Annotated in this window: 19 protein-coding genes and 1 pseudogene; 14 read left to right on the top strand and 6 right to left on the bottom strand. The window is 56.7% G+C overall.

Features of this window, described 5'->3' with window-relative positions; translation table 11 throughout:
• The first annotated feature begins 5 nt into the window (after nt 1–5).
• The 6 genes and pseudogenes from ubiI to EPYR_RS19530 form a co-directional block, all read left to right on the top strand.
• Nucleotides 6–1,208 (top strand): FAD-dependent 2-octaprenylphenol hydroxylase, encoded by a 1,203-nt coding sequence (ubiI, locus tag EPYR_RS14770; RefSeq protein ID WP_012669181.1) that lies wholly within the window; start codon nt 6–8, stop codon nt 1,206–1,208.
• Nucleotides 1,209–1,562: 354 nt separating this feature from the next.
• Entirely contained in the window at nt 1,563–2,561 is a 999-nt protein-coding gene (locus EPYR_RS14765) for an Abi family protein (protein WP_012669180.1), read from the top strand.
• 398 nt (nt 2,562–2,959) lie between these two features.
• The gene (gene gcvT, locus EPYR_RS14760) at nt 2,960–4,057 is read left to right on the top strand and encodes a glycine cleavage system aminomethyltransferase GcvT (protein WP_012669178.1); all 1,098 of its coding nucleotides are present in this window, start codon (nt 2,960–2,962) and stop codon (nt 4,055–4,057) included.
• Between the two features lie 23 nt (nt 4,058–4,080).
• The gene (gene gcvH / locus EPYR_RS14755; protein ID WP_012669177.1) at nt 4,081–4,467 is read left to right on the top strand and encodes a glycine cleavage system protein GcvH; all 387 of its coding nucleotides are present in this window, start codon (nt 4,081–4,083) and stop codon (nt 4,465–4,467) included.
• A gap of 71 nt (nt 4,468–4,538) precedes the next feature.
• Nucleotides 4,539–7,400, top strand: coding sequence for an aminomethyl-transferring glycine dehydrogenase (gene gcvP, locus EPYR_RS14750; RefSeq protein ID WP_014539418.1), 2,862 nt, complete (start codon nt 4,539–4,541; stop codon nt 7,398–7,400).
• Nucleotides 7,401–7,542: 142 nt separating this feature from the next.
• Nucleotides 7,543–7,671: pseudogene (locus tag EPYR_RS19530) on the top strand (SDR family oxidoreductase); the annotation flags it as partial.
• A 93-nt stretch (nt 7,672–7,764) separates the two neighbouring features.
• Here EPYR_RS19530 and EPYR_RS14745 read toward each other — a convergent pair.
• A complete protein-coding gene (locus tag EPYR_RS14745; RefSeq protein WP_012669174.1) occupies nt 7,765–8,373 on the bottom strand; it encodes an HD domain-containing protein in 609 nt (202 codons plus the stop codon).
• A 212-nt stretch (nt 8,374–8,585) separates the two neighbouring features.
• On the opposite strand from EPYR_RS14745, the gene trhA reads away from it, so the two are divergent.
• The gene (gene trhA / locus EPYR_RS14740; RefSeq protein ID WP_012669173.1) at nt 8,586–9,245 is read left to right on the top strand and encodes a PAQR family membrane homeostasis protein TrhA; all 660 of its coding nucleotides are present in this window, start codon (nt 8,586–8,588) and stop codon (nt 9,243–9,245) included.
• On the opposite strand, the gene ygfZ is transcribed toward trhA, so the two are convergent.
• The gene (gene ygfZ, locus EPYR_RS14735) at nt 9,246–10,232 is read right to left on the bottom strand and encodes a tRNA-modifying protein YgfZ (protein WP_012669172.1); all 987 of its coding nucleotides are present in this window, start codon (nt 10,230–10,232) and stop codon (nt 9,246–9,248) included.
• A gap of 225 nt (nt 10,233–10,457) precedes the next feature.
• Between ygfZ and sdhE the strand changes: the two genes are divergently transcribed.
• Both sdhE and EPYR_RS14725 read left to right on the top strand, forming a co-directional pair.
• On the top strand, nt 10,458–10,724 hold the full coding sequence (gene sdhE / locus EPYR_RS14730) for an FAD assembly factor SdhE (protein WP_012669171.1): 267 nt from the start codon (nt 10,458–10,460) through the stop codon (nt 10,722–10,724).
• Complete coding sequence (locus EPYR_RS14725) at nt 10,705–11,118, top strand: protein YgfX (RefSeq protein WP_014539414.1); 414 nt, start codon at nt 10,705–10,707, stop codon at nt 11,116–11,118. Before sdhE ends, EPYR_RS14725 begins: the two co-directional genes overlap by 20 nt.
• 123 nt (nt 11,119–11,241) lie before the next feature.
• On the opposite strand, the gene fldB is transcribed toward EPYR_RS14725, so the two are convergent.
• Complete coding sequence (gene fldB / locus EPYR_RS14720; protein ID WP_012669169.1) at nt 11,242–11,760, bottom strand: flavodoxin FldB; 519 nt, start codon at nt 11,758–11,760, stop codon at nt 11,242–11,244.
• Between the two features lie 45 nt (nt 11,761–11,805).
• A complete protein-coding gene (locus EPYR_RS14715; RefSeq protein ID WP_012669168.1) occupies nt 11,806–12,759 on the bottom strand; it encodes a DMT family transporter in 954 nt (317 codons plus the stop codon).
• 275 nt (nt 12,760–13,034) lie between these two features.
• Here EPYR_RS14715 and xerD point away from each other — a divergent pair, with 275 nt between their 5' ends.
• The 3 genes from xerD to recJ are packed head-to-tail and all read left to right on the top strand — an operon-like array spanning nt 13,035 to nt 16,402.
• Entirely contained in the window at nt 13,035–13,928 is an 894-nt protein-coding gene (xerD, locus tag EPYR_RS14710) for a site-specific tyrosine recombinase XerD (protein ID WP_014543356.1), read from the top strand.
• A gap of 45 nt (nt 13,929–13,973) precedes the next feature.
• Nucleotides 13,974–14,678, top strand: coding sequence for a bifunctional protein-disulfide isomerase/oxidoreductase DsbC (dsbC, locus tag EPYR_RS14705; RefSeq protein WP_012669166.1), 705 nt, complete (start codon nt 13,974–13,976; stop codon nt 14,676–14,678).
• A 5-nt stretch (nt 14,679–14,683) separates the two neighbouring features.
• Nucleotides 14,684–16,402 (top strand): single-stranded-DNA-specific exonuclease RecJ, encoded by a 1,719-nt coding sequence (gene recJ / locus EPYR_RS14700; RefSeq protein ID WP_012669165.1) that lies wholly within the window; start codon nt 14,684–14,686, stop codon nt 16,400–16,402.
• Nucleotides 16,403–16,417: 15 nt separating this feature from the next.
• Here the strand turns inward: recJ and EPYR_RS14695 are convergent, their stop codons facing one another.
• Nucleotides 16,418–17,041, bottom strand: a complete 624-nt coding sequence (locus EPYR_RS14695) for a LysE family translocator (RefSeq protein ID WP_012669164.1) — start codon at nt 17,039–17,041, stop codon at nt 16,418–16,420.
• Between the two features lie 129 nt (nt 17,042–17,170).
• Here EPYR_RS14695 and prfB point away from each other — a divergent pair.
• Nucleotides 17,171–18,269 (top strand): peptide chain release factor 2 gene (gene prfB, locus EPYR_RS14690; protein ID WP_104945017.1). Its coding sequence is split into 2 segments (ribosomal slippage): nt 17,171–17,245 and nt 17,247–18,269, totalling 1,098 coding nucleotides; the frame shifts between segments, so codons are not numbered across the junction.
• Nucleotides 18,270–18,278: 9 nt separating this feature from the next.
• Nucleotides 18,279–19,799 (top strand): lysine--tRNA ligase, encoded by a 1,521-nt coding sequence (gene lysS / locus EPYR_RS14685; RefSeq protein WP_012669162.1) that lies wholly within the window; start codon nt 18,279–18,281, stop codon nt 19,797–19,799.
• A 415-nt stretch (nt 19,800–20,214) separates the two neighbouring features.
• Here the strand turns inward: lysS and EPYR_RS14680 are convergent, their stop codons facing one another.
• Nucleotides 20,215–20,838 carry a hypothetical protein gene (locus tag EPYR_RS14680; protein WP_012669161.1) on the bottom strand — a complete coding sequence of 208 codons (624 nt, stop codon included), beginning with the start codon at nt 20,836–20,838 and terminating at the stop codon, nt 20,215–20,217.
• Between the last annotated feature and the right edge of the window lie 188 nt (nt 20,839–21,026).

The following is a 21,026-nucleotide window of genomic DNA, read 5'->3' as shown; positions in this document are numbered from 1 at the left end:
CAGTAATGCAAAGCTATGATGTGATCGTCGCCGGAGGCGGTATGGTCGGGCTGGCGGTGGCCTGTGGTTTACAGGGCAGCGGACTGCGCGTGGCGGTGCTGGAGCGTGAGCAGCCGGCCGCGCCCGCCAGCGATGCGCCGCCCGCACTGCGTGTATCTGCGATAAATGCCGCCAGTGAACGTTTACTCCAGCATCTTGGCGTCTGGAGCCAGGTTCTGAGCATGCGCGCCAGCGCTTATCACGGGATGGAAGTCTGGGATCGCGACAGTTTCGGTCATATCGCCTTTGACGATGAGCAGCAGGGGCTGGCGCATCTCGGCCATATCGTCGAAAACCGGGTTGTCCATCAGGCGCTGTGGCAACGAGCACAAAGCCTGAGCGATATCACGCTGATTGCCCCGGGCGAGCTGCAACAGGTGGCCTTTGGCGATAACGAAGCTTTCGTGACCTTGCAGGATGGCAGCATGATGACCGCCCGCCTGCTGGTGGCGGCAGACGGGGCTAACTCCTGGCTGCGTAACAAAGCCGATATTCCACTTGCCTTCTGGGACTATCAGCACCATGCGCTGGTAGCCAATATCCGCACGGAAAATCCCCATCAGTCGGTGGCGCGTCAGGTGTTTCACGGTGACGGCATTCTGGCCTTTTTACCGCTCAGCGATCCGCACCTTAGCTCCATCGTCTGGTCGTTGTCGCCACAGGAATCTTCACGCCTGAAGGAGATGCCGGAGGCGCTGTTTAATCAGCAGCTGTCGGTGGCTTTCGATCTGCGCCTTGGCCTGTGCGAGCTGGCCAGCGAGCGCGAAACTTTCCCGTTAATGGGGCGTTACGCGCGCAGCTTTGCTGCCCATCGTCTGGCGCTGGTCGGCGATGCTGCCCACACCATTCATCCGCTGGCCGGGCAGGGGGTTAACCTTGGCTTTATGGATGCGGCGGAACTGATTGGCGAAGTGCGCCGCCTGCACCAGCAGGGCAAAGATATCGGTCAGCACCTTTATCTGCGCCGCTACGAACGCAGCCGCAAACACAGCGCCGCAGTCATGCTGGCCAGCATGCAGGGGTTCCGCGAACTGTTTGACGGCAACAATCCGGCGAAAAAATGGCTGCGTGATATTGGCCTGGCGCTGGCTGATAACCTGCCGGGAGTTAAGCCACGGTTGTTGAAACAGGCGATGGGCCTGCACGATTTGCCCGACTGGCTGCGCTAGCGCCGTGTGCTTGCAGGGGGGCTTCTGCCTGATGCCTTTCATTTAAGATGATCGGCATTGTGTGCAAAAGAGGGACGTTTTCATGTGCAGGCGGTCGTCTCCGCATCCTGCATTGCGCCTGATAAGCAACGAGTACTTTATGAAGGAGATGAACGGGATCGGTGTGATAATGCAGCGGCTTTTCTCGATCCTTTCGATTGTGTGATGACTGAAACGAGAAAAGCCACCGCGAGGGTGGCTTTTCCGGTACTAACTGTACGCTCAGGTCCGAAGAAATCTGAGCCTTGATAAAAATATACTAACAAGTATTGACGATAGGGTCAATAGCCTCGGCTATTGGCACCGGAGCCTTTCATGAACGTCGAAGACTATATTTCCGCCGATCGCCTGAAAGTTTACATTGACGTGCTTAAATTGAAGCCGGACGAAGCGCTGGGCGGGTACAACTGGAACAAGGCGCTGTGCAGTGCGATGCAGCCCCTGATGCACTGCCTTGAGATTACGCTGCGTAACAGTATAGATTATGCCATCCGTCATAACCCACCTCCCGGTGCGGTAAACCTGTGGCGCACTGATGCCAACTGGATATTTGACTTGCCGCGTTATATGGGTGACAAAGCCTGGATCCGTCAGGGAAAGCGATACGCGCTGGATCGGCAAGGCAACATCCGCTACCGCCGCGGCATGCCGGTTTACGACAGGACCGCCTGGGAAGAGGACTGTATACGGAAAGTCTCGAAACGCATAACGGATGCAGGAAAGGCGGTGACGGCTGAGCGCGTCATCTCCGGGCTGGACTTCGGCTTCTGGACCAAGTTTCTGACGCCGGAATATGACGAGCCCCGCAACCGCAGCCTGCTGTGGCCGCACCTGATCGCAGATGTCTTTTCCGGCAAGCCGCCGGGCACGCCACACCATATCATCGCGCGTAAGTTCAGCCGTATCCGCGAGCTGCGTAATCGTCTGGCACATCATGAAGCCATTTGGAAATTTCAGTATGCAGATCCTTCTACAGGAAAACCGGACTATCGTCGCCCCGTGTACGGTACTAACGCTTCACTTCACCTTCTTCTGATGGCCTGGCGTGACACGCTGGAAGCCTTATCCTGGGTGAGTCCGGCACGTTATGCCGCATTTCTGGCGGAGGGACATCACCGGCGCTTCGAAACGCTGGCCACCGCAGACGGTCTGTACAGTTTTACCGGCAGGGAACAGATAAGCAGCAGCCTGGACGTCAGTGGTAGCCGGGAAATCAGGTCGCTGCTTTCCGGCTTGCGGCAGCAGAGGGTCATCCGCCTTACGGATCGGGGCTGCATTGTGGCAGTGATCGGCCCGGATTTCATTCGTCTTTGAGTCACAGAGTTGATATTCAGATAGCAGTTATATTGACGCCCCATTTTCGCACATCGTTTGAAATATTCTAATTCCACGCAATCATTCGCATTAGTTTAAATAATGCTACTGGCGCATCTGCCCAGTCATTTTTTATTAAATATGCGCCTGTCATCTATTTTTAAACTGCATTTTAGACGGTTATTTACCATTTATGTGCGTCAATTCGCGTTTTCCCAGTGCAAAAAGCTGGAAGCTCAACGGCGGTGCATTTTGCCTTAGCCCGGACTCGGCCTCGTTTACCTTATGGTTAATGGGCAAATTCAATGATAAGTTCGGAACAAGGATAACGTTTGCGTCAGGCCGCTGGTGGCGGCAACAGGCGCTATCAGCAACCGGAAATCAGCGACAGGAATAATATGACTCAGCAAACCCCGTTATTCGCACAGCACCAGGCCAGCGGCGCAAGGATGGTGGATTTTCACGGATGGATGATGCCGCTGCACTACGGTTCGCAAATGGATGAACACCATGCGGTACGCCGCGATGCCGGTATGTTCGACGTCTCTCATATGACCATTGTCGATCTTCGTGGCGCACGCACGCGCGAATTTCTGCGCTATCTGCTGGCAAATGATGTCGCCAAACTGACCCGGCCGGGCAAAGCCCTGTATACCGCGATGCTGAACGCCTCCGCCGGGGTGATCGACGATCTGATCGTCTACTTTATCAGCGAAGATTTTTTCCGCCTGGTGGTGAACTCGGCAACCCGCGAGAAGGATCTGGCGTGGGTAGCAGAGCATGCGGCCGTGTACGGCGTGGAGTTGACCGAGCGTGACGATCTGTCGCTGATCGCCGTGCAGGGGCCGAACGCGCAGTGCAAAGCGCAACGCGTATTTGATGATGCCCAGCGTGATGCTGTCAGCGCGATGAAACCCTTCTTTGGCGTGCAGGCGGGTGAACTGTTTATCGCCACCACCGGCTATACCGGCGAACCGGGTTATGAAATCGCTTTGCCGAATGAACAGGCGGCTGAACTCTGGCAGCAGCTGCTGGCCGCCGGAGTTCAGCCTGCCGGCCTTGGCGCACGCGATACGCTGCGCCTGGAGGCCGGTATGAACCTGTACGGACAGGAGATGGACGAGACGGTTTCCCCGCTGGCCGCCAATATGGGCTGGACCATCGGTTGGGAACCGTCAGACCGCCAGTTTATCGGGCGCGAGATGCTGGAGCTGCAGCGCGCCAAAGGCACGGAGCGGCTGGTCGGTCTGATCATGACCGAAAAAGGCGTGCTGCGCAACGAACTCCCGGTGCGCTTCAGCGATGCCGACGGCAACATGCTTGAAGGCGTTATCACCAGCGGTTCGTTCTCTCCGACGCTGGGGTGCAGCATTGCCCTGGCCCGCGTCCCGGCCGGCATTGGCGACCAGGCGGTGGTGCAAATCCGCAACCGCGCCATGCCGGTCACCGTGACCAAACCTGTTTTTGTCCGCGCCGGAAAACCGGTAACGAACTAATTTTGTCTCCCGGAGATATGTCAATGAGCAATGTACCGAATGAACTGAAATACCGCGACAGCCATGAATGGGTGCGCCAGGAAGCGGATGGCAGCTACCGCGTGGGGATCACCGAGCATGCACAGGAGCTGCTTGGCGACATGGTGTTTGTCGATTTGCCTGAAGTGGGTAATCACTATAGCCAGGGCGATGACTGCGCCGTGGCGGAATCGGTAAAAGCCGCTTCGGATATTTATGCTCCGCTCAGTGGCGAAATTATCGAAGTCAACAGCGCGCTGGCATCAGAGCCGGAGCGCGTCAACAGCGGCCCGTACGGTGACGGCTGGCTGTTCCGCATTAAAGCGAGCGACGAGAGCGAGCTGGCAACCCTGCTTAACGCTGCGGCTTACCGGGCAGCGATCGCCGAATAGCTTTTGTCACCACCGGCGCGGGGTGAACTCCCGCGCTCCGTCTTACCCGTCCGATGCAGGATTTACCGCCCATGACCCAGAAACTCAGCCAGCTTGAACATCACGGTGCCTTTATTGAGCGCCATATCGGACCGTCGCAGGAGCAGCAGCAAGCCATGTTGCACGCCATTGGCGCTGCGTCTCTGACCGATCTGATTGCCTCGATTGTGCCCGCCGACATCCAGCTTCCCGGCCCGCCGCCGATTGGCGAAGCGCTGACCGAGCATCTGGCGCTGGCCGAGTTAAAGGCGATTGCGGCACAAAATCAGCGCTACAAATCCTGTATTGGCATGGGTTACACCCCGGTTCTGACGCCGCCGGTTATCTTGCGCAACATGCTGGAAAATCCCGGCTGGTACACCGCCTATACCCCTTATCAACCTGAAGTTTCCCAGGGGCGTCTTGAGGCGTTGCTTAACTTTCAGCAGCTAACCCTGGATCTGACCGGGCTGGATATTGCCTCCGCCTCACTGCTGGACGAAGCGACCGCTGCCGCCGAAGCGATGGCGATGGCGAAGCGGGTCAGCAGGCTGAAAAACGCCAACCGCTTCTTTGTGGCCGATGATGTTCATCCGCAGACGCTGGACGTGGTGCGTACCCGTGCGCAAACCTTCGGTTTTGACGTGCTGGTGGATAAAGCGGAGAAAGTGCTGGAGCTGGAAGATATTTTCGGCGTGCTGTTGCAGCAGGTGGGAACCGGTGGCGAAGTCCATGACTACGGTGCGCTGATTGCCGCGCTGAAGAGCCGCAAAGTGGTGGTGAGCGTGGCCGCCGACCTGATGACGCTGGTTCTGCTGCAGTCGCCGGGTAAGCAGGGGGCTGATATTGTCTTTGGTTCCGCACAGCGCTTCGGCGTACCGATGGGCTACGGCGGCCCGCACGCGGCCTTCTTTGCCGCGCGTGATGAACACAAACGCTCGATGCCGGGGCGCATTATCGGCGTCTCGCGTGATGCGGCGGGCAACAGCGCACTGCGCATGGCGATGCAGACGCGTGAACAGCATATCCGCCGTGAAAAAGCCAATTCCAACATCTGTACCTCACAGGTGCTGCTGGCCAATATCGCCAGCCTGTACGCGGTGTTTCATGGCCCGGCTGGCCTGAAGCGTATTGCCAGCCGCATCCACCGTCTGACCGATATCCTCGCCTCCGGCTTACAGCAGGGCGGCTTGAAGCTGCGTCATTCCAGCTGGTTTGACACTCTGACGGTGGAAGTAGCGGATAAAGCGGCAGTGCTCGACCGCGCACTGAGTTTTGGCGTCAATCTGCGTAGCGACCTGTTGAACGCGGTCGGCATCACGCTGGATGAAACCACCACCTGTGAGGATGTGATGGCGCTGTTCTCAATCCTGCTCGGCGCGCAGCACGGGTTAAGCATTGAGGCGCTGGATGCCGACGCAAACGCCATCCCTGCCGCCATGCTGCGCCAGGACGCTATCCTCACCCATCCGGTGTTTAACCGTCATCACAGTGAAACCGCGATGATGCGTTATATGCACAGCCTGGAACGCAAAGACCTGGCGCTGAATCAGGCGATGATCCCGCTGGGGTCCTGCACCATGAAACTGAACGCGGCAGCAGAGATGATCCCGATCACCTGGCCGGAATTCGCCGAGCTGCACCCGTTCTGCCCGACAGAGCAGGCGGCGGGATATCTGCACATGATCGGCCAGCTCTCACAGTGGCTGGTGCAGCTGACCGGCTACGATGCGCTCTGTATGCAGCCAAACTCCGGTGCACAGGGCGAATATGCCGGGCTGCTGGCCATCCGGCGTTATCACGAAAGCCGTAATGAATCTTCTCGCCATATCTGCCTGATCCCCGCTTCGGCACACGGGACAAACCCGGCTTCGGCGCAGATGGCAGGGATGACGGTGGTGGTGGTCGCCTGTGATAAACAGGGCAATATTGACCTGCACGACTTACGCAATAAGGCCGCACAGGCGGCGGACGCGCTCTCCTGCATCATGGTCACCTACCCGTCAACTCACGGCGTGTACGAAGAGACCATTCGTGAAGTCTGCCAGATCGTCCACCAATTCGGTGGCCAGGTTTATCTCGACGGTGCCAATATGAACGCCCAGGTGGGCATCACCACGCCGGGTTATATCGGCGCGGATGTGTCGCACCTTAACCTGCATAAGACCTTCTGCATTCCCCACGGCGGCGGTGGGCCGGGCATGGGGCCGATCGGCGTTAAGGCGCACCTGGCACCGTTTGTGCCGGGGCACAGCGTTGTGCCGCTTGCAGGGGTACTGACCACCCAGGGAGCCGTTTCCGCCGCGCCGTTCGGTAGCGCCTCGATACTGCCTATCAGCTGGATGTATATCCGCATGATGGGCGCGGAAGGGTTGAAGCAGGCCAGCTCGGTGGCGATCCTCAACGCCAACTATATTGCCCGCCGCCTGCGGTCGGCGTATCCGATTCTGTATGCCGGGCGCGATGGCCGCGTGGCGCACGAATGTATTCTGGATATCCGTCCGATCAAAGAGCAGACCGGTATCAGCGAGCTGGATATCGCCAAGCGCCTGATCGACTACGGTTTCCATGCGCCCACCATGTCATTCCCGGTAGCGGGCACCCTGATGGTGGAACCAACCGAATCCGAAAGCAAAGTTGAACTGGACCGCTTTATTGATGCGATGCTGGCGATCCGCAATGAAATCGACCGCGTGGCAAACGGCGAATGGCCCGCTGCCGATAACCCGCTGGTCAATGCACCGCATACCCAGATGGATATTGTCGGCGAGTGGAGTCACCCCTATACGCGTGAGCTGGCGGTGTTCCCGGCCGGTAGTGCAAATAAATACTGGCCAACGGTGAAACGCCTGGATGATGTATACGGTGACCGCAATCTGTTCTGCTCCTGCGTACCGTTAAGCGAATACCAGTAACCCTTGCCGATGCAAACTGCTGTATAAGGGTTGAGCCGTTTTTACGCTCAACCCTTTTCTCATTGAGGCCACACTATGCATATTGCTTTGGTCACCGGAGCCAGTCGCGGCACAGGCCGGGCGACCGCGTTACTGCTGGCACGTTGCGGCTGCCATTCCGATGCAGCGTGGTGGTCAGCCGTCAGAGATCGCCCACGCCATCGCCTGGCTGCTTAGTGATGACGCCTCGCATATTACCGGGTCGATCGTTGATGCAGCGGGAGGACGATGAAAGGCAGCGCCGGTGAGCACCGCTGTTCAGGATAAGCTATGCCAGCAGATAAAGGGCTGAACGCAGCCAGCTCTCTGTCTGACAGGAAGCATGCTACAGCAACCAGCCCTTAGCCTGCGCGTCATCCAGATGCTTTTTCAGGTGGCACCATAATTCCGGCCACTGGCTGGCCAGCTGCACATTTCGCGCTTCGACCTGTTGCAGACGGATGCCATTTTCGCGCCAGCTCTGGCCCTCATTATGCAGGTTAAGCATAATCGGTAGCGCACGGTCAAGCATATTGGCAAAGCGTGCATCAATGCTTTCTCCCGCTTCATACTCATCCCATAACGCGCGAAAGCGCTGCTTCAGCCCATCGGGCAGCAGGCCAAATATGCGCTCTGCGGCAGCCACTTCCTGCTGCTGAATCGCCTCGCGCGCGGCGATGTCGTAAACCATCACGTCACCGGCATCAATTTCCACCACGTCATGCAGCAGCGCCAGCTGTATCACATGCGGGAGATCCACGGCTTCCGGAGCAAAGGGCGCGAGGCTCATCGCCGCCATTGCCAGATGCCAGCTATGCTCGGCGGAGTTTTCCTGGCGGGCGTTGTTTAGCAGGCAGGTACGACGCTCCACGGCTTTCAGCTTATCCAGCTCTATCAGGAACTGCACTACCTCTGTCATCGCGCCAAAATCTAAGGGTGTTGCCCTGTCAGACATTTACCGATCTCACTTATGTTCCGGAAAAAGTGGTCAATATTGTAGGGTAAACGATTGCGTAATTCTCGTGAGAATTTGTACAGAAAAGTGAAATGCTATATTTTAGCGTACAAGTGTACCCTGAAGATATTCTCACCCAGGATAGACGTGATGCATTTTCCGTTGCGGCATGCTGCGGTGACGAAGCCTGCTAAGTAAGGATGTGGGAAATGATGGCTAAAGAGAAAGTTGTGACGACGGATTATTCGCTGGCGGAAGAAGTTGCCAACAGCATCACCCATGCGGTCGGCTGCCTGCTGGGTATCATCGGTTTAGTCTTCATGTTGAGACAGGCGCTTGATGCCGGCGCTGACACACTGGCCATCGCCAGCTACAGCCTGTATGGCGGCACGATTATCCTGCTGTTTCTGGCTTCTACGCTGTATCACGCCATCCCGGGAGAACGGGCAAAGTTTTGGCTTAAAAAACTCGACCATTCGGCCATTTATCTGTTGATTGCCGGAACCTATACGCCGTTTCTGCTGGTTGGGCTGAAGTCGCCGCTGGCACACTGGCTGATGGCGATAATCTGGGGGCTGGCGCTGATTGGGGTCATCTTTAAGCTGGCGTTTGCCCACCGTTTTGCGGCGCTTTCCCTGGTCACCTATATCCTGATGGGCTGGCTGTCGGTGATCGTGCTGTATCAGATGGTGATGCGCCTGCCGGCAGGCAGCGTCTGGCTGCTGGCTGCCGGCGGGATAATTTATTCTCTCGGGGTGATTTTCTATGTCGCCAGGCGCATCCCTTTCAACCATGCAATCTGGCATGTTTTTGTACTCGGTGGCTCGCTTTGCCATTTTTTCGCTATCTATTTGTATCTCACGCCGCAGTGATCATCCTGCGGTGATCTCGTAGGGCAGAGGCTGGATCGCCAGCTGGCCGCCCTCATCCCCCTGCACGCGCAGCACGGTATCGGCAGCCAGATCGTTGTTCAGCACCGCCTGTACCCAGACGTCACCATTGTCGAGCTGGCAGGCGGCAAGAATGGTGCCGGTGCGCCGCCAGTTTTCGCCCATTTTCATCTCCAGCGCCTCGTTTGCCAGCGGCACGACGCCAGCTTTACCGGCCAGCCAATAGAGCGCGCGTTTATTGGCACCACGGAATTTGGCACGCGCTACCATCTCCTGCCCGGTGTAACAGCCTTTTTTGAAGCTGATCGCCTCCAGCGCCTGCAGGTTGGTGGCCTGCGGGATAAACTGGGCGCTGGTAGCCGCGTCGATAATCGGCAAACCGGCTTCGATATCCAACGCCCGCCACTGGGCGCTGTCGTTAAACCGGGCTTCACCCGCCAGCGTGTCAGCGATGCCGGCGGCTTTTTCTGCCGTTGTTACCAGCAGAAAGCGCTCGGCAGGCAGGCTGAACCACAGTAGCGTGCTGTTATCCTGCTGTACCACCGGAGATGCCGCATCCGGCAGCGTGCTGAACAGGTTCGCCAGCGCGGCACGCGCCTGGAAACCCGCCACGCCAAGCAGCACGGATTCATCATCGGCGGTAAGGGAAATTTTGGCAAACACCGCATACTTTTTCAGCTCGCTCAGTTGGTTATCAAGCAGGCTGCGGCGCTCAATGTAGGCCAGGCCGTCGGCGCGGTGGAACAGACGCAGATTGCTCCACATCTTGCCTTTGGCATCACAGTGCGCGGCAGGGCTATGCTGGTTGGGGGGCAGGGCGGCGACATCCAGCGTCACCTGGCCTTGCAGATAGCTGATATGGTCCGCACCGCTGGCATTCACCAGCGCCCATTCTTCCAGTGAAATCAGCGTCAGCGGCAGACGAGTCGATGCCACCGGTTGACGAGGCGGGAAAGAAATAGTTGGCATGATTCAGTCCTGAATTAATCAATGTAGTGAAATCTGCTACTCATGTTAAAAGAGCGGCTCCGCTTTGCAACCGGTTTCCGGGTGCTGTGGCACAAATCGCGCGATAATCCGACAACCGCTTACGCGGTTTGCGTGGCATCTCGCACGCTGATGAATAGCGCATCAACAGCGTAGCAAAAAAGCGCTACACTACGTGCCATGTTTGGTTAACCGTTGCTGAGTGACATGGATATTACAAATAAATCACGTATTCACTGGGCATGCCGTCGCGGCATGCGCGAACTGGATATCTCGATCATGCCGTTTTTTCAGTACGAATTTGACTCGCTGAACGATGGCGATAAGCGTCTGTTTGTCCGCCTGTTAGAGAGCGACGATCCGGATCTGTTTAACTGGCTGATGAATCACGGAGAGCCGGCAGATGCGGAGCTGAAAAGGATGGTGTTGCTTATCCAGCAGAGAAATAAACAACGTGGTCCTGTGGCAATGTGAACTGCGTCAGTCAAAGCTGGCACAGCGGCTTTCGCTGCTGCTGCATGGGGCAGTGATGCTGGCGCTGCTACTGCCTGCATGGCCCGCCAGCGCTGGCCTGGTACGGATGCTGTTGCTGGTTTTGGTACTGCTGGAGTGCATACGCAGCCGGCGGCGCATCCGCCGCCGCCAGGGTGATGTCGCCCTGTTGGGCGGACATGCGCTACGCTGGCGGCAGCGCGAGTGGCGCATCCTTTCCCGCCCGTGGCTTACCCGGCAGGCGATCCTGCTGTCACTGCGTGATGCCAAAGGGGAGCGTGAACGGCTGTGGCTGTTCGCCGACGGCATGGCAGACAGTCACTGGCGTCGGTTACGTATGCAGTTGCTGAACAATAAGGAGCAGGGGAATGGATAGCGCCGGCCGCTGGTTGGTTCTGCCAGGCCTGCTTTCCGGCCAGGCAGAACCAACCGTGAACGCTTCACCGATCGCCTGGTGGATGACCAAAGCGTCTGGAGTGACGCAGCCGGAGCAGCCCGGCTACAGGAGTTGCGCCATCTCGGTCAGGATCTGCTCACACCACTGGGCGATACGCTCATCGGTCTGCTCAAACTGGTTGATATCGTCCAGCGCCAGGCCGACAAACCGCTTGCCGTCGGCGGTAAGGGGTTTGTTACTGGTGAACTCATAACCGGACAGCGGCCAGTAACCGACAAACTGCACGCCGGAAGGCGTCAGCACCTCATGCAGCATGCCCAGCGCATCGAGGAACCACTCGCTGTATTCCCCCTGGTCGCCCATGCCATACAGCGCCACGATTTTGCCCTGCAGGTTGAGTCTGGGCAGATCGGTCCAGATCGCTTCCCAGTCTTCCTGCAACTCGCCAAAATCCCAGGTTGGAATGCCAAGGATCAGCAAATCATACTGTTCCATCAGTTCAGGCGAGTCATCTTTCAGGTTGTGCAGCGTGACCAGATCTTCGCCGATAAAGTCGCGAATTTTCTCTGCTGCCATCTCGGTGTAACAGGTGCTGGAGCCGTAAAACAGACCGATTTTCATATAAGTTCTTTAAAATTTCGTGACCACATGGACGAATTGATGCTGTTAAATCCTGGCTTTCAGCGCCCCCGGTTTGACTCGCATAGCACCGATAACCCCGGCGACCAGACAGGCAATACCGGCTAAGGTAAGTAACGGAGGCCACGCCTGGCGCAGCAAGAAAGTATATGCCAACCCGGCAAGAATTTCGAAGACAATCAAAGGCCCCACTAAAACGGTTGGCAAACGTTGACTGGCTTCGTTCCAACAGAGTGCGCCAATCCACGAACAAAGCACGCCAATGGCGAGCATCAGTGGAATAAACACTTCAGGCCGTGGGCCGAACGGCAAGGCAAATACGGTATCAGTGACGCTCAGTTGTCCACAAACGGCGATATAGCCGAGCAGCGCCAGCGGGAACGTGACCACGCCCTGTGCCGTGGCCCAGGTGGCAGGCCGTGTTCCCGGATTCTTGCGCAGCCAGCGAGCGTTACGCAAAGGAAACCACGTCCAGCATCCCACTGCGATAACGGCCAGCGCCAAACCGCTGCCATAACGCCACGGGTCAACCGGTGCCTCGTTCGCCTTTAACTCGGCAATATTGACCAACACCAGCCCCAGCGAAATGACCAACAGCGCCGGGGTTAATTTTCGCCAGGACAGCTGTCCTTCCTCGTGGCCGTAAAACAGGTTGGCCGCCACGGAGATGACCACCGGTAATGTACCAATAATCATGGTTGAGACCGGCGCGCCCGTACGCTGAATGGCGCTGGCCAGACAGAAGTAATACAGCAGGTTGCCAATAACCGTCAGTTTCAACGCCTCCAGCCAGTCTGCGGGGGTTAAACGCCGCAGCCGGCGGCGGTCGAACCAGGCCAGCGGTAACGCAACAAGCCCAAACGCCAGATAACGAGCAGTCGACTGCAGCGCTGCCGGGTAATCCGGTACAATGACCGGCCCGACGAAGATCAGCCCCCACATCATGCCAGCCGCCAGCGCGAACAGAATGCCAATAAACATACCTACTCCATCAATAAAATAAACTCATCGTTAAGGCCGGTGTATTGAACTATTGACCGATATTGACCTATATTAAATGGTGACCCGAATCACTTACCTCGTCCCTCGGCCCACCTTATTTTCCTTAGAGCCATCCAGCAATGATATCAGAGAGGCACATAAATAAGGCATAATAGGCACCTGTCGGCATGACTGCCTGATATTTGGACAGAAATTGAGTGATAAACGCGCTCAACACCATGTTGTCGCGTTTAAGGTGCGGAAAGGGGAAAGTGGTGCAGGATAACGATCTGATTGAGCAATTTCTTGATGCCCTGTGGATCGAGCGCAATCTGGCGCAAAATACCGTGGATTCTTATCGCCTCGATCTGCGCTCACTCGGTGACTGGCTGGCGCACCAGCAGCTGTCGCTGTTGAACGTTGAGGTGTTCAATCTGCAGGAGTTCCTGGCGCAGCGCCTGGAGGGTGGCTATAAAGCCACCAGTTCTGCGCGCCTGCTTAGCGCGATGCGCCGTCTGTTTCAGTACCTCTATCGGGAAAAGCTGCGTGAAGACGACCCCAGCGCGCTGCTTTCCTCACCCAAGCTGCCGCAGCGGCTGCCGAAGGATCTGTCGGAAGCCCAGGTAGAAAGATTATTACAGGCACCATGCCTGGAACAGCCGATTGAACTGCGCGATAAGGCGATGCTGGAACTGTTGTACGCCACCGGTCTGCGCGTGACGGAACTGGTCGGTCTGACCCTGAGTGATATCAGTCTGCGTCAGGGGGTGGTACGGGTGATCGGTAAAGGAAATAAAGAACGCCTGGTGCCGATGGGCGAAGAGGCGGTGCACTGGATCGAGCAGTATATTGAGTATGGCCGCCCGTGGCTGCTTAATGGACAGACGATTGACGTGTTGTTCCCCAGTAACCGCGCGAAACAAATGACGCGTCAAACCTTCTGGCATCGCATCAAACATTACGCCACACTGGCGGGTATCGACAGCGACAAACTGTCACCCCACGTTCTGCGCCATGCTTTTGCAACCCATTTGTTGAACCACGGGGCAGATTTACGTGTCGTACAGATGTTATTAGGTCACAGCGATTTATCAACGACACAGATTTATACCCATGTAGCGACAGAGCGTCTGCGACAGCTGCATCAGCAGCACCATCCACGCGCCTGAATCAGCATTAAAACAGCCCATATGTAAGGCGATAAGGACATAGTTATGAAAAAGCATTACCTGTTACTTTCGGTGATATTAGCCGCAGCCAGTGGTCTGGCGAACGCTGATGATGCAGCGATTCAGCAGTCGTTGAGCAAGCTGGGCTTACAGCAGACCGAGATCCAGCCTGCGCCGCTGCCGGGTTTTAAAACCGTGCTGAGTGAAAGCGGTGTGCTGTACATCACCGATGACGGCAAGCATTTCATCCAGGGGCCGCTTTATGATGTCAGCGGCGGCCGCCCGGTTAACGTCACCAATAAGCTGCTGGAAAAGAAAGTGGACGCGCTGAGTAAAGAGATGATCGTTTACAAAGCGGCGAAAGAGCAGCATGTGGTGACGGTGTTTACCGATATCACCTGTGGTTACTGCCATAAGCTGCATCAGCAGATGGCGGACTATAACGCGCTGGGGATCACCGTACGCTATCTGGCCTTCCCGCGTGAAGGGATGGAAGGCCCGGTAGCGAAAAAAATGAAATCCATCTGGTGTGCCGCCGATCGTAACAAGGCGCTTGATGCGGCAATGAAAGGTGAAGACGTGAAGGCGACCGACTGCAAGATTGACCTTGCACAGCAATTCAAACTGGGCGCCCAGTACGGTATTCAGGGTACTCCGGCCATGCTGTTGCAGGACGGCACGCTGGTCCCTGGCTACCAGGGAGCGCAGGAACTGAAGAAATTCCTTGATGGCCAGAAAAATGGTGACTGATTTTTGTGAACAGTAAAACTGAACTCCGTCGCCGTGAGGCGGCGGACGTTGCCGCACTTCCCGCCGATCTGAACCCGTTATTACGCCGTCTGTACGCTCATCGTGGCGTTTCCTGTGCCAGTGAACTGGAGCGCGGAGCGAAAAATTTGCATCCTTTCCAATCCCTTAGCGGGATTGAAAAGGCGGTCACCCTCTTGCAACACGCGTTAGCCGACAACCAGTGCATTATGATCGTGGGTGATTTTGACGCAGACGGCGCGACCAGTACCGCGCTGGCCGTTCTGTCGCTGCGCGGTATGGGCGCGCAGAACGTCAAATATCTGGTGCCCAACCGCTTTGATGACGGCTACGGTCTTAGTCCTGAAGTGGTAGAGCAGGCGGCGGCACGCGGTGCGCAGCTGATTGTTACCGTCGATAACGGTATCTCATCGCTTGCCGGTGTGGCGCTGGCTCATCAGAAAGGCATTGCGGTGCTGGTTACCGATCACCATCTGCCGGGCGAGATCCTGCCTGATGCGGACGCTATTGTGAATCCTAACCTCAGTGACTGCGCATTCCCTTCGCGCGCGCTGGCGGGGGTGGGGGTGGCGTTTTACCTGATGCTGGCGCTGCGCGCCCGGCTGCGTGACAGCGGCGTGAACGGGTTGCCGAACCTGGCGGAACTGCTGGATTTAGTGGCGCTCGGCACCGTTGCCGATGTGGTGCCGCTGGATGCCAACAACCGCATCCTGGTGTGGCAGGGGCTGAGCCGCATTCGCGCCGGTAAGTGCCGTCCCGGCATTCGCGCACTGCTGGAGATTGCTAACCGCGATGCCCGACAGCTGGCGGCCAGTGATTTAGGTTTTGCTCTTGGTCCACGGCTGAATGCTGCCGGTCGGCTGGACGATATGTCGGTTGGGGTGGCGCTGCTTCTCAGTGAGGATCTTGGGCAGGCGCGGATGCTGGCCAGCGAACTGGATGCGCTCAACCAAACGCGTAAAGAGATTGAGCAGGGAATGCAGTCGGAAGCGCTGGCGCTGTGCAACCGTCTGGAGAACGCCAGCGAAGCGCTGCCGCTGGGCATTGCCATGTATCACCCTGAATGGCATCAGGGCGTGGTGGGTATTCTTGCCTCCCGGCTGAAAGAGCGTTTTCACCGTCCGGTGATTGCTTTCGCTCCGGCAGGGGACGGCATGCTGAAAGGCTCCGGCCGTTCCATTGCCGGGCTGCATATGCGCGATGTCCTTGAGCGGCTGGATACGCGGCATCCGGGGCTGATTGCCAAATTCGGCGGCCACGCGATGGCGGCGGGGTTGTCACTGGAAGAGGCAAAATTTGACGAATTCCGCCAGCGCTTTGCCGATCTGGTCGGCGACTGGCTGGATGCGGAATCGCTACAGGGCGTGGTGTGGTCCGACGGCGAGCTGATGGCGCAGGAGTTAACCTTGCCCACCGCTGAACTGCTGCGTGAAGCCGGTCCCTGGGGGCAGGCATTCCCGGAACCGACCTTCGACGGCAAGTTCAGGCTGCTACAGCAGCGGCTGGTGGGGGAACGCCACCTGAAGGTGATGATAGAGCCTATTGGCGGCGGGCCGTTGCTGGACGGTATTGCTTTTAACGTCGATACCGCGCTATGGCCGGATCCAAGCGTGAAGCAGGTCGAGCTGGCCTATAGACTCGACGTCAATGAGTTCCGTGGCACGCGAAGCGTGCAGCTGATAATCGACCATCTCTGGGCGCTTTAGCTCAGCTGTTTGGGATTACCCCGGTCGGCGGCTGAGCGCCAGCTTCGCGGCAAACAGCAGGAACACGCCGCCAGTGGTGCGATCCAGCCACTTCACAACCTTCTCACGTTTCAGCGCGCCGGACAGTCGGCGCGTACAGCCGATCAGCAGACCCGACCACAGGGTGCCGAGCATTATATGGATCAGTACCAGTCCAAAGCTCCACAGTATTGGCGAATGTCCGGCTGGAATAAATTGCGGCAGGAAGGAGACGTAGAAGATACCGACCTTCGGATTCAGCAGGTTGCCAAAAAAGCCGCGCAGAAACCAGTTCTGTTCACCCGGTGCCAGTCTGACTGCGCCCATCTGGCTGCGTGGTTTTAACAGCATTTGCATACCCAGCCAGGCGAGATACGCGGCACCGCACCATTTCAGCAGGCTGTAGGCCAGTTCAGAGACGGCAAGCAGTGCGCCCAGTCCGAAGGCGACAGCGGTCGCCCAGGCCAGACAGCCAGCATTAATCCCCAGCTGAGCCTCGATTGCTTTGCGCGTTCCTTCTGCCGTCGAAGTGCGTAAAATCAGCGCCGTATCCAGCCCCGGCGTCAGGGTTAGCAGAGCAGCAGCAAGGGTAAAGGCCAGCAGGGCATCGGTGACAGACATCCCGGTTCTCCATTTCATGGCGGCACGGCCAGGCAAAGCGTGTTCAATACTACAAACCGCGCGCTATTTCAGTTAAACTGCATGGTTACATTTAAGCCCTTTTCGATCACCTAAAAAGATCTCAAAACCATGTTTGAAATTAATCCGGTAAAAAACCGTATTCAGGATCTCACCGAGCGCAGCACCGTGCTCAGGGGGTATCTTTGACTATGATGCCAAGAAAGAACGCCTGCAGGAAGTTAACGCTGAACTAGAACAGCCTGACGTCTGGAATGAACCTGACCGCGCCCAGGCATTGGGTAAAGAACGCTCCGCATTAGAAGCCGTTGTCGAAACCCTCGACCAGATGACGCAAGGGCTGGAAGATGTTTCCGGCCTGCTGGAGCTGGCGGTGGAAGCAGAAGACGAAGAGACCTTCAACGAGGCGGTCAACGAACTTGACGGGCTGGACAAGAAGCTCGGCGAGCTGGAATTCCGCCGTATGTTCTCTGGCGAATATGACAGCGCCGACTGCTATATGGATATTCAGGCCGGTTCCGGCGGCACCGAGGCGCAGGACTGGGCCAGCATGCTGTTGCGTATGTATCTGCGCTGGGCAGAGGCCAAAGGCTTTAAAACCGAAATTATCGAAGAGTCAGATGGTGAAGTGGCCGGAACCAAATCCGCCACCATCAAGATCATCGGTGACTATGCGTTTGGCTGGTTGCGTACTGAAACCGGCGTGCATCGCCTGGTGCGCAAAAGCCCGTTCGATTCCGGTGGCCGTCGCCATACCTCGTTCAGCTCGGTATTTATCTACCCGGAAGTTGATGACAACATTGATATCGAAATCAATCCGGCCGATCTGCGTATCGACGTTTACCGCGCCTCCGGTGCCGGTGGCCAGCACGTTAACAAAACCGAGTCGGCGGTGCGTATTACCCACTTACCGACCAACATTGTGGTGCAGTGTCAGAACGACCGTTCCCAGCATAAAAACAAAGATCAGGCATTCAAGCAGCTGCGCGCCAAGCTGTACGAATACGAGATGCAGAAGAAAAATGCGGATAAGCAGACGGCGGAAGATAACAAGTCTGACATTGGCTGGGGCAGCCAGATCCGTTCTTACGTGCTGGACGACTCCCGCATCAAGGATCTGCGCACCAGCGTAGAGACGCGTAATACTCAGGCGGTTCTGGACGGCGATCTGGATCGTTTTATCGAAGCAAGTTTGAAAGCAGGTTTATAAGGAACTCACATGTCTGAACAACAACCGCAGGCCGCTGACGCCGCACTTGAGCTGAACAACGAACTGAAAGCACGGCGCGAAAAGCTGGTGGCACTGCGCGAAACCGGCGTGGCGTTCCCGAACGATTTCCGCCGTGACCGCACATCTGACCAGCTGCACGCCGAATTTGACGGCAAAGAGAACGATGAGCTGGAAGCGCTGGGCATTGAGGTCAGCGTTGCGGGCCGTATGATGACGCGTCGTATCATGGGCAAAGCCTCTTTCGTCACCCTGCAGGATGTCGGTGGCCGTATTCAGCTGTACGTGTCCCGGGACGATCTGGCGGATGGCATCTACAACGAACAGTTCAAAAAATGGGATCTCGGCGATATCCTCGGCGCGCGCGGCAAGTTGTTCAAGACCAAAACTGGCGAGCTGTCGATCCACTGCAGCGAACTGCGTCTGCTGACCAAAGCTCTTCGCCCGTTACCGGACAAGTTCCACGGCCTGGCCGATCAGGAAACCCGTTATCGTCAGCGTTACCTTGATCTGATCGCCAACGACGATTCACGTAAAACCTTTAAGATCCGCTCACAGATCATGGCCGGTATCCGCAACTTTATGGTCGGCCGTGACTTTATGGAAGTGGAAACCCCGATGATGCAGGCGATCCCTGGCGGCGCTTCTGCCCGGCCGTTTATCACTCACCACAATGCGCTGGATCTTGATATGTATCTGCGTATTGCCCCGGAGCTGTATCTGAAGCGTCTGGTGGTGGGTGGCTTCGACCGCGTGTTTGAAATCAACCGTAACTTCCGTAACGAAGGGATTTCGCCGCGCCATAACCCAGAGTTCACCATGATGGAACTCTATATGGCGTATGCCGACTACAAAGACCTGATTGAACTGACCGAAAGCCTGTTCCGTACGCTGGCGCAGGACGTGCTGGGCAGCACCGTGGTGCCTTACGGCGACCAGCAGTTCGACTTCGGTAAGCCTTTCGCACAACTGACGATGAAAGAAGCGATACTGAAATATCGTCCGCAGACCGATCTGGCCGATCTTGCTGACTTCGAAAAATCAGTCGCCATCGCCCAGTCTCTGGGGATTAACGTTGAGAAGAGCTGGGGGCTGGGCCGTCTGGTGACCGAGATCTTCGAAGAAACGGCGGAAGCGCATCTGATCCAGCCGACCTTTATTACCGAATACCCGGCTGAAGTCTCCCCGCTGGCGCGTCGTAACGATGTCGATCCGGAAATTACCGATCGTTTTGAGTTCTTTATCGGCGGCCGTGAAATCGGCAACGGCTTCTCGGAGCTGAACGATGCACAAGACCAGGCAGAACGTTTCCTGCAGCAGGTGAATGCCAAAGACGCGGGTGACGACGAAGCGATGTTCTACGACGAAGATTACGTTACCGCGCTGGAGCACGGCCTGCCGCCAACCGCCGGTCTGGGCGTTGGCATTGACCGTATGGTCATGCTGTTTACCAACAGCCATACCATTCGCGACGTGATCCTGTTCCCGGCGCTGCGTCCAGGCAGCAAGTAAGCGGACTCTGCACTATCTCAGGCCAGCTAGAACGCTGGCCTTTTTTTTGTCTTTGGCATAAGAATTATCCATAGTGAGCGCCCGGCGACTGCCGCAAAACAGGGCGTCCTAAAACGGGCTTTGTCGTCGGCCGATGGCGGCACCGCATGGTATTGAAACGCGAGCTTCGCTGAGCGTCAGGAGATCATTTGAATAACTCTGCCCGGGACAATTTAGCGGCATAGCGAAAGCCCGTTTTTCAGCAGGTTATTGCCGCGCTGTTGGCGCAGAGCGCAGAAGGGGGGATCTTGTGTTGCGGCGAAATTGAGCTGTTACTGTAGGCGCAGGACTGCCCAATTTCGGTATCTGACTTCACCGCAATCCATGCGGCGGCAGCGGTAGAATTTATGTCTGGTTAACTTCTTCACCGGCGGGATCAGGATTTCACCGCATCATTTAGCCAGTTTTCGAAACGCGCATAGGGAACATACAGCGAAACGTCCTTATACAGGTTTTTAGCGGTTTTCTTATCGTTGACGCTAGCGGTGTAACCCACAATCACCCCGCCGATTGAGTCGTCTGAGGCGTTATACACTGCGCCACCGGACATCCCCTGCACCACGCCTGCATTGGTGGCAACCACCACACAGCTGGCTTTATTCCAGCTATTTACCAGGCCGGTATTGATCAGGTTAGTTCCGCTGGAAGCGACCGGCATTGCCGAAATAAAGCTGTAGCCATACATATTGATCTTGTCGCCGATCATGCCGTTACGGAATTTTGGCTGCGGGTTGGGCGAATTTTTGTGGTAAACCACCGCCAGGTCGCAATCGGGATGGTACGCTTTGACGCGGTAAAGGGAATATTTCGCCACATGGGCTGCGGTCAGGCTGTATTCTGCCGTTAACGGAATGGTGGTTCCCAGAGTACCTATACCCAACACCGTTGGGATCCCGGTCACCGTCATATCGACTCGATCGTGAGCTTCTCTGCTGTATTCATACTTGCCAACAGAACATCCTCCCAGACAAAGGGCTAGCAGGCAAAGGGGGTATCGCATCTTTTTTCCTCGGTGGTTAGTCAATCAGGGGCGGCAGGGGTTTTCATGCTCTCATCAATGCTTAATCGGTTATTCGTCGCATAACTTTAATAAATCTCCACCGCCGAAAAAGATGACAGTAGGCGCACAGGGCATAGTGGTCTTAATATTTATGGCAAAAAATAAGATTAATCTTGCTAATGAATGTT

Origin of the sequence: Erwinia pyrifoliae DSM 12163 (genome assembly GCF_000026985.1) — a bacterium.
Lineage (GTDB): Bacteria > Pseudomonadota > Gammaproteobacteria > Enterobacterales > Enterobacteriaceae > Erwinia > Erwinia pyrifoliae.
Note: the sequence above shows the minus strand (reverse complement) of the source record. Positions and strands in the feature narration are given on the sequence as shown.